Source organism: Mycobacterium sp. pV006, from assembly GCF_041287115.1.
In the GTDB taxonomy this organism is placed as follows: domain Bacteria; phylum Actinomycetota; class Actinomycetes; order Mycobacteriales; family Mycobacteriaceae; genus Mycobacterium.
In genome coordinates, this window is record NZ_JBGGKT010000014.1 from 108,969 (window position 1) to 117,157 (window position 8,189).

General features: G+C 67.5%; 7 protein-coding genes, 1 tRNA gene and 1 pseudogene. 4 read left to right on the top strand and 5 right to left on the bottom strand.

The features are described from left to right. Positions 1-73 precede the first annotated feature (73 nt). The 3 genes from ACAG25_RS20010 to ACAG25_RS20020 are packed head-to-tail and all read left to right on the top strand — an operon-like array spanning position 74 to position 2,426. A complete protein-coding gene (locus tag ACAG25_RS20010) occupies positions 74-1,108 on the top strand; it encodes a hypothetical protein (protein WP_370490220.1) in 1,035 nt (344 codons plus the stop codon). Continuing rightward, positions 1,105-1,365, top strand: a complete 261-nt coding sequence (locus tag ACAG25_RS20015) for a DUF5703 family protein (protein ID WP_370490221.1) — start codon at positions 1,105-1,107, stop codon at positions 1,363-1,365. The genes ACAG25_RS20010 and ACAG25_RS20015 overlap by 4 nt, the downstream gene beginning before the upstream one ends. Beyond that, on the top strand, positions 1,365-2,426 hold the full coding sequence (locus tag ACAG25_RS20020) for a quinone-dependent dihydroorotate dehydrogenase (RefSeq protein WP_370490222.1): 1,062 nt from the start codon (positions 1,365-1,367) through the stop codon (positions 2,424-2,426). Before ACAG25_RS20015 ends, ACAG25_RS20020 begins: the two co-directional genes overlap by 1 nt. A 3-nt stretch (positions 2,427-2,429) precedes the next feature. Here ACAG25_RS20020 and ACAG25_RS20025 read toward each other — a convergent pair whose 3' ends face one another. Together ACAG25_RS20025 and ACAG25_RS20030 are read right to left on the bottom strand one after the other, a co-directional pair. Beyond that, complete coding sequence (locus ACAG25_RS20025; RefSeq protein ID WP_370490223.1) at positions 2,430-2,966, bottom strand: YbhB/YbcL family Raf kinase inhibitor-like protein; 537 nt, start codon at positions 2,964-2,966, stop codon at positions 2,430-2,432. A 29-nt stretch (positions 2,967-2,995) separates the two neighbouring features. Then, positions 2,996-4,330, bottom strand: a complete 1,335-nt coding sequence (locus ACAG25_RS20030; RefSeq protein WP_370490224.1) for a M20/M25/M40 family metallo-hydrolase — start codon at positions 4,328-4,330, stop codon at positions 2,996-2,998. Between the two features lie 90 nt (positions 4,331-4,420). On the opposite strand from ACAG25_RS20030, the gene ACAG25_RS20035 reads away from it, so the two are divergent. Continuing rightward, positions 4,421-4,506: transfer RNA gene (locus tag ACAG25_RS20035), tRNA-Leu, on the top strand. Here the strand turns inward: ACAG25_RS20035 and ACAG25_RS20040 are convergent. From ACAG25_RS20040 to ACAG25_RS20050, 3 genes and pseudogenes are all read right to left on the bottom strand, one after another. Continuing rightward, positions 4,488-6,134, bottom strand: a complete 1,647-nt coding sequence (locus tag ACAG25_RS20040; protein ID WP_370490225.1) for a recombinase family protein — start codon at positions 6,132-6,134, stop codon at positions 4,488-4,490. The two genes, ACAG25_RS20035 and ACAG25_RS20040, sit on opposite strands and share 19 nt — an antisense overlap. 186 nt (positions 6,135-6,320) lie before the next feature. Next, a complete protein-coding gene (locus ACAG25_RS20045; protein WP_005086571.1) occupies positions 6,321-7,811 on the bottom strand; it encodes a replication initiator in 1,491 nt (496 codons plus the stop codon). Beyond that, positions 7,804-8,189, bottom strand: a pseudogene (locus ACAG25_RS20050) (hypothetical protein); the annotation flags it as partial. The pseudogene ACAG25_RS20050 and the gene ACAG25_RS20045, both read right to left, overlap by 8 nt.

Genomic DNA, 8,189 nt, shown 5'->3' on the forward strand with positions numbered 1-8,189 from the left:
AGCGTCGCGGCAGAATCTGCATAGACTGGCTCTCCGATCAGCTTGCCCCCCGTTGTCGACCGAGAGCTACCCATTGCCCCGCCGTCCAAACCCGCAGCGTGCGCCCGTGCGCCTCGGCGTGGCCGTCGCCGCCGCGGCATTGTTGGCCGGGTGCTCGTCGAACCCGGCCGACGCGCCGCCCCCGACGATCACCCCCGCCCACGCCGCGCAGTCCCCGCCGGCCGCCGACGCGCTCCCGGGAAAGGTGGTGCCGCTGACCGACCCGGCCGGCGACGCGCTGTTCGACGAGTCGACCAATTCGCTGGTGGTGCTGACCTCCGCCGCTGACGGCACCTCCGCGGTCACGTTGGTCGCGGCCGACGGCGGCACCACGGAGATCGCGCTGGAGGGCGCGGCGACGGCGCTGGCCGGCGGCGACGGGACCGTGTTCGTCGCGACCACCGGTGGCTACTACCGCATCGGCACCGCCGACCGCGCGGTGACCCGCTTCGACGTGCGCGACCACGAAGGCACGGAGTTCACCGCGATCGCGCGGCGCGACGACGGGCGGCTGGTGCTGGGTAGTGCCGACGGTTCGGTGCTGACGCTGGCCGATGACACCTCGGTGGGCGCCGAGGCGAAGATCTTCGCGCGGGTGGACGAGATCGTGACCCGGGGCGACACCGCGGTGGTGCTCGACCGCGCCCAGACGTCGGTCACGTCGCTCGACGCCGAGGGCACCGGTAAGCAACAGGCGCTGCGCGCCGGTGACGGCGCTACGAGGATGGTCGCCGATGACGCCGGCTGGGTGCTGGTCGCCGACACGCGCGGTGGTGAACTGCTCGTCTACGGTGTGGACCCGCTGATCCTGCGTCAGCGCTACCCGGTCCCGGACGCCCCGTACGGCCTGGCGACGTCGGACAACGGGTGGGCCTGGGTGTCACAGAGCGCCACCAACACCGTTGTTGGCTACGATCTGTCCACCGGGATCCCCGTCGAGAAGGTTCGGTATCCGACCGTCCGGCAACCCGACTCGCTGGCCTTCGACGACACGTCGGACACCCTGTACGTGGTGTCGGGGTCGGGCGCGGGTGTACAGGTGATCGGTTCGGCGGGAGGGGCGCAATGAGTTCGGCACGCGGATCGATGCCGGCGGCCTGGAAGCAGGCGGTGGCCGAGGACTCCACCGACTACGAGTGGATTCCGCTGCGGTTGCCGCCCGAGGTGACCCGGGTCAGCGCCTCGGTGCGGCTGTCGATCGAGGCCGAGTACCGCGGGTGGGAGCTGACCCGTGTGCGGTTGTACACCGACGGCAGCCGCCGGGTCCTGTTGCGGCGCAGGAAGCGTGCCGACGCGTTACCGGTTCCCGACCAGCCGGGTCTGTGATGTACCAGACGTTGCGGCGGGGGTTGTTCCTCGTCGAACCCGAGCGCATCCACACCGCGGTGTTCGCCGGCCTGCGCGCCGCGACCTCTACTCCGGCGTCCCGGAACCTGTTGCGCCGCAAGCTTTCTCCGCAAGACCCTGCGCTGGCGAGCACCGTGTTCGGGGTTCGCTTCCCCGGTCCGCTCGGGTTGGCCGCCGGGTTCGACAAGGACGGTCTGGGGGTGCGCACCTGGGGTGCGTTGGGGTTCGGCTACGCCGAACTCGGCACGGTCACCGCGCGTCCGCAACCGGGCAACCCGCCGCCGCGGCTGTTCCGGCTGCCCGAGGACCGCGCCCTGCTCAACCGGATGGGCTTCAACAACCACGGCGCCGCCGCGCTGGCCGCGCAGCTGTCCCGTCGGGCCGCCGAGGTGCCGATCGGCGTCAACATCGGTAAGAGCAAGGTCACTCCGGCCGAGCAGGCGGCCGACGACTACGCCGAGAGCGCCCGGCTGCTCGGGCCGTTGGCCGCCTACCTGGTGGTCAACGTCAGCTCACCGAACACCCCCGGACTTCGGGACCTGCAGTCCGTGGAGGCCCTGCGACCGATCCTGCAGGCCGTGCTGGCGCAGACGTCGACCCCGGTGCTGGTCAAGATCGCACCGGATCTGGCCGACGCCGACATCGACGCCGTCGCGGACCTGGCCGTCGAACTCGGGTTGGCCGGCATCGTCGCGACCAACACGACGATCTCTCGGGCCGGTCTGGCCACCCCCGGCGTGGACGTGCTCGGCGCCGGCGGGGTGTCGGGACCCCCGGTCGCGGCGCGCTCGCTGGAGGTTCTGCGCGCGCTGTACCGCCGCGTCGGCGACCGCCTGGTGCTGATCAGTGTCGGCGGGATCGAGACCGCCGACGACGCGTGGGAACGCCTCACCGCCGGTGCGACGCTGCTGCAGGGCTACACCGGTTTCGTGTACGGCGGCGGGCTGTGGGCCGGCAAGATCCACGACGGAATCGCCCGCCGCCTGCACAAGAACGGCTACGGCAGCCTCACCGACGCGATCGGCTCGGCTGCACGCTAGCGGTCAGTTCTGTTCGTAGGTGGCGTGGATCAGCGCCCGCGCGATCGCCTGGTTGAACAGGTTGAAGCCCAGGTAGGCCGGGGTGGCGTCGGCGGGCACGTCGAGCTTCTCGACGCCGACCGCGTGCACGGCGACGATGTAGCGGTGCGGACCGTGTCCGGGCGGCGGCGCGGCGCCGAGGTAGCGCTTCAGGCCGGCATCGTTGGCCAGGGTGACGGCGTCGCCGGGGAATCCGCTGGCGCTGCCGTCGCCGACACCGGCGGGCAGCTCGGTGACCGTGGCCGGCAGGTTGAACACCGCCCAGTGCCAGAAGCCGGACGCGGTGGGCGCGTCGGGGTCGTAGACGGTCACCGCGAAGCTGCGCGTCGTCTCGGGGAAGCCCGACCAGCTCAGCTGCGGGGAGATGTCCTTACCACCGGCGCCCATGATGCCGCTGACCTGGTCGTTGGCCAGGGGGCCGCCGTCGGTGAAGGACTGCGAGGTCACCGTGAACGTCGGCAGGTCGGGCAGGAAGTCATACGGGTTGTACGGAAATGCCACAGCGGGTCATACCTTTCTGTCGGTTTCGATCAGCAGTGCAACAGGAAGTGTTCGAGCACCTGAGCCCCGAACGTCAACGCGTCGACGGGCACCCGCTCGTCGACACCGTGGAACAGCGCAGCGAAGTCGAGGTCGGGCGGCAGCCGCAGCGGCGCGAAGCCGAAGCAGCGAATTCCCAAGCGGGCGAAGTGTTTCGCATCGGTGCCACCGGAAAGCATGTAAGGCACGGTGCGGGCCTCGGGGTCGGCGGCCAGGATCGCGTTGTTCATCGCGTCCAGCAGCTCCCCGTCGAACGGCGTCTCATAGGACGGCAGGTCGGTGACCCATTCGCGCACCACGTCGGGCCCGATGATCTCGTCGACCTCGCGTTCGAAGGCCGCCAACCGCCCCGGCAGCACCCGGCAGTCGACGATGGCCTCCGCGGTGCCCGGGATCACGTTGGCCTTGTAGCCGGCCTTGAGCATCGTGGGATTGGCGGTGTCGCGCAGGGTGGCGCCGACGATCCGCGCGATGCCGCCGAGTTTGGCCACCGTGCCGTCGAGGTCGGGCGAGGTCGGGTCGAACGCGTAACCGGTTTCCTCGGACACCGCGGCCAGGAACTGTTCCACCGATTCGGTCAACACGACCGGGAAGCGGTGCCGCCCGAGCTTGGCGACCGCCTCGGCGACCGCGGTCACGGCGTTGTCGTCGTGCACCATCGATCCGTGCCCGGCGCGCCCGCGGGCGCTCAGCCGCATCCACATCATCGCCTTCTCGGCGGTCTCGATCAGGTAGAGCCGACGCTCGCCACCGTCACGGCGTGGCACGGTCAGCGAGAACCCGCCGACCTCCCCCACGGCTTCGGTGACGCCGGCGAACAGGTCGGGCCGGTGCTCGACCAGCCACCGGCAGCCGTAGTTGCCCCCGGCTTCCTCGTCGGAGACGAACGCGAACACCAGGTCGCGCGGCGGCACGATGCCCGACCGCTTGAAGTGCCGGGCCACCGCGATGATCATCCCGACCATGTCCTTCATGTCGACCGCGCCGCGCCCCCATACATAGCCGTCCTCGACAGCGCCGGAGAAGGGGTGCACGCTCCAGTCGGCGGCCTCGGCGGGCACCACGTCCAGGTGGCCGTGCAGCATCAGCGCTCCGCGCGACGGGTCCGCCCCCGGCAGCCGCGCGAAGACGTTGGCCCGCCCGGGCGCGCCGGCCTCGACGTACTCGCACTCGTAGCCGACCTCGGCCAACTGGTCCGCCACCCAGCGCGCGCATTCGGCCTCGCCCATCGTCGTCGCGGGGTCGCCGGTGTTGGAGGTGTCGAAGCGGATCAGGGTGCTGACGAGATCGACGACCTCGTCGCTCGGTGTCGGTGCGGGCGTCACAGTCCCTTTCCTACCACTGATGCCCGCGACCCCCGGGCCTTGGTTTGGCCCGGGGGTGCTGATCCGATAGCCTTAGCTGCCGCACAGCAGGTCCGAGTGGCGGAATGGCAGACGCGCTAGCTTGAGGTGCTAGTGCCCTATTAACGGGCGTGGGGGTTCAAGTCCCCCCTCGGACACATCCGGCGACACGACTCAGGTCGGCAGTCGCCGTGACTCGCCGAAGATGCGGGTCGTAGTCGAGACGCAGGCCCAAGCTTGCGTACACCTCGGCGCGCTCAGCTCCGGTTGCCGCGCCGAGGATGACCGACAGTCCGCCTAACTCCTTAACTAACTCACTGATCTCGGCGGCACACATGGCGCGGGGCCGCTCCACTCGCTCAACGCGTGCCCTCAGCTCGTCGCGCTCGGCGGTACGTTGACGCAACGCAGCAGTTAGATCCTCAACGGCCACGCCAGACTCCACGGCGGTGATCAAGGCAGCCACTTTGGCATTCGCCTCGCTCCGCTGGCGCTGCAAGGCGGCGTAGCCAGGTCCGGCCGCCGGGTCCACGTCTTGCCCGCGTGCGAGGTCTTCTGGATCGGCCAGAGTGGCGATCCATTCGTCGAGTCGCGCTGTCACTGCGTCTTCGCGGAGATAGACGGTGCGCGGATGATCACTCAGGTCCACAGGTACAGAACGTGACTTGCCGAACTCACAACGGTAGAGGATCCGCGTTGTTTGCTTCCCCGGCCGGGCGGCGCCCTGCATTCGCCGTCCACATGCGGCGCAGAACAGCAGCCCACGCAGCGCATACGGCACTGTCGATTCTCTGCTGCACACGCGACCGGGACCACGCCGCGCCTGCATCCGGAGACGAACAGCCTGCGCCAGCTCATCAGGGATCAGCTCTTCGTGCGTGCGTCGATCGGGTGCGATCCAGTCGGCCCGATCGCGCCACCGCATGCGAGTCTCATATCCCGCGGCGACATCATCGGGGTTCAAAAGGACCTCATACTTCTCCTGCTTGCCCCAGACACGGATACCGCGGTACGCAGGGTTGTCGAGAATGGCGCGGATCGCCGAATGGGACCATCCACGTGGGTCACGATGCCGGTTCCGTGCCGGGTCGTATTGGCTCGGTGATGGCACTCCATCGTCGGTGAGCTGCTGTGCGATGAAGCGCAAGCCAGCACCATCGGCATACATGCGATAGATCCGCTCGGCGGTCGGGGCGGTCTCGGGGTCAGGCTCCAGGCGGTGAAGACGCTGCCCAAGACTTGCCTTGGCGGGGTTTGGGTGCGGGCCGGCATCGACGAGTTGATAACCGTACGGTGGGCGACCGCCGAGGTATCTGGTTGTGTCCTGCGCGAGTGCCGACATCGCGGTACGCACGCGCATCTGGATTCGTGCGCGTTCTCCCTTGCTCATACCGCCGAAGAGCGTCATCACGAGGTCGTGTGCCTCGGATCCGGGATCAACCGCTCCGCCGACTTCAGGCACCCATAGGCCAACCCCGTAGTGCGTGAGCACCGGGAAAGTGAGCGCAAATTGCGGTCCGTAGAACGCGCGAGCAGGTTCCCCGATCACCACGGCATCGAAGCCACGGTCACGAGAAGTGACATCTGCAAGCAGACGTGAAGCCTCCGGTCTGCGTTTCCAGGGAAGCGAACGGCTTTGACCTATATCGAAGTAGTCGACAGCGAGGACTCCGCCATGCGGAGTGATCAGATCGATGGCACGACGTTTCTGCCAGCTGCGGCTCGCCTCGGGATCTTGAGCGTCCTCGGTACTCACTCGGCCATAGAAAGCGAACCTGAGGCTCATGCCACTTCCCTTCGTGATCCGCGGGTCCGGTCCCGCACAGCCAGTATGACGTTTACCAGCGCGCGGTTGGCCTCGCGCGGAAGCCGATTCCGGTTCGGCAGGTCAATTTGAACACCTCCCTCTGACATGCTCGGTGCATTAATTCGAGCGTCACATTCGGAGCGAGCATGTGGGGTTGGGCATCGTTCAGCCATCGCTTGCCCCTGGTGGATCCCAATGCTGGCTGCGTGTGTGGCGACGGGCTTCCACTAGTCCGATGCGGCGGATGTGAATACGTTGGAGGGCCGCGGAATAGACGAGACTGCGATCGCCGAGGCTGCCGGGGCCGGCACGGTCAAACTCCCACGCCACCAGATCATCGCCACCGGCGAAGTCACAGTCGGGATCGTATTGGTATGCAGTGCTTTTCGAGCTTTCCTGACGCGTCCAAATGGCGCGCTGTTCGCGCAGCACGGTCATGGTAGTCGAATAACGGCGGGATTTGCTGGTGATGTGGCCGCGGAATCCGAGGGTGTGCAACCACCGCCCGATGCCGGACAGTCCTTTGTCCGCGAGATCGCTGATGGTGGTCAGGATGGTCCGCACATGCTCGGACACGTCCAGGTCGGGTATGGCTTCCGTAGATAGGCGGCGTGCGCTGATTCCGAGGGCTGCCAAGGATTTGGTGACATACTTGGCGAGATAGCGCGCCACCAGCCGGCTAGACATGGACCGGCTTGAGCCTGAATTGTGCTCATTTGGCGGCGGATCCACCGATGCGGTTAGCGGTTGGGTGTCGATCTGTGTGCCGAACCGTATCGTCTGCCCACCGCCATCGGCTGTCGGGTCGTTGACGGTGAGTGTGACGGTGCGGATGGCGTACTGGATGACCTTAGCGAGTTCGACTGCACCGATAGGTGATTCCCACCCGGGGCGGTCAAGGTCGTCGTGGGGATCCAGGCGGATCAGTGCGTGGATGTGTGGGATAGCGCGGGCTTGCAGTTCGACGATCTTGATGAAGCTCACTCGCACCGTATCCGGGTCAACTCCGGCGGCTTTCAGGCTTTTGCGTAGGGCGCGCCGCAGGGTGATGGTGAAGCGTCGCCACAGTTCGGGCAGGTGCCACGTGAACAGCACATGCCCGGCATAGTCGTAGCACTCCGGACACAGCGGCTGGCCGACCCGCTCGTCGCCATGATCATGGGACATGCTGCACCACAATTGTTTTCCATGCGGGCAGCGTCGGTAGCCGCCGACCCGGTGCTGGTCGCGGCACACCTGCGCTGCCTTCTCCCGTGACTTCGTGGCGGTGTGGACGGCCCCGAAGCTCGGTGCGGTGAGAGTGACAAACACTTGCGGATGATCGGCCACCGTGGTGGGCATGCCGTGGTGACCGCCAGCGGCACCGGCGTGCACGAGTTGCCAGGTGTCGCGGGCGTAGAGATCCGAGCAGGAGGGGCAGATGTGGGCGCGACGGTTGTTGCAGCGCGTCCATACCACCCGCTGACGCCCGTACTCATCGGCACCGATCAGCTGGATGGGGTGGGCGCAGAATCCGACGGATTCTGCTCGTCGCCACCAGGATTCGTATCCCATCGAGGCGGCGCGCCGCACCATCTGCTCGACCACCCGGGCGGTGTCAGCTGTATCCGGAACACCCGGTAGGACAAGCTGCGCCGATGTCGTGGAGCTATTCACCGCTGCCCTCACTCGCGGTGTGGCCGGTATCGGTGTTGTGTGGCTGGTGGGGCTTGTTCGGTCGCCTCGCGGTTCGGCGGAACCGGCTGGCCAGGGCGGTAATGTCGTGGTCGGTGACGTGAAAGGCCCGCACCCGCTGGGCGTGGGCGGTGCCGTCAACCATCATGTAGCCCACCCCGGGGGTGGTGTCGGGGATGCGGTCGCATTCTGCCCCGGCATCGCGCGCCCCTTGGCCGAGGACCATGGTGGTTTGGGTGGCTTCGGTCAGCCGCAACCCGATCCGCACCGTGAACAGCTGCTGAACCGCCCTGGTTCTACTGGAGGCTCGATCTATTGGATTGCGACCAGTGGTTGGTCGCTCCGTGGGGCATCGTAGAA

Coding starts and splice junctions, on each gene's coding strand:
- ACAG25_RS20015 (WP_370490221.1), top strand. CDS start 1,105: ATGAGTTCGGCACGCGGATCGATGCCGGCGGCCTGGAAGCAGGCGGTG.
- ACAG25_RS20020 (WP_370490222.1), top strand. CDS start 1,365: ATGTACCAGACGTTGCGGCGGGGGTTGTTCCTCGTCGAACCCGAGCGC.
- ACAG25_RS20040 (WP_370490225.1), bottom strand. CDS start 6,134: ATGAGCCTCAGGTTCGCTTTCTATGGCCGAGTGAGTACCGAGGACGCT.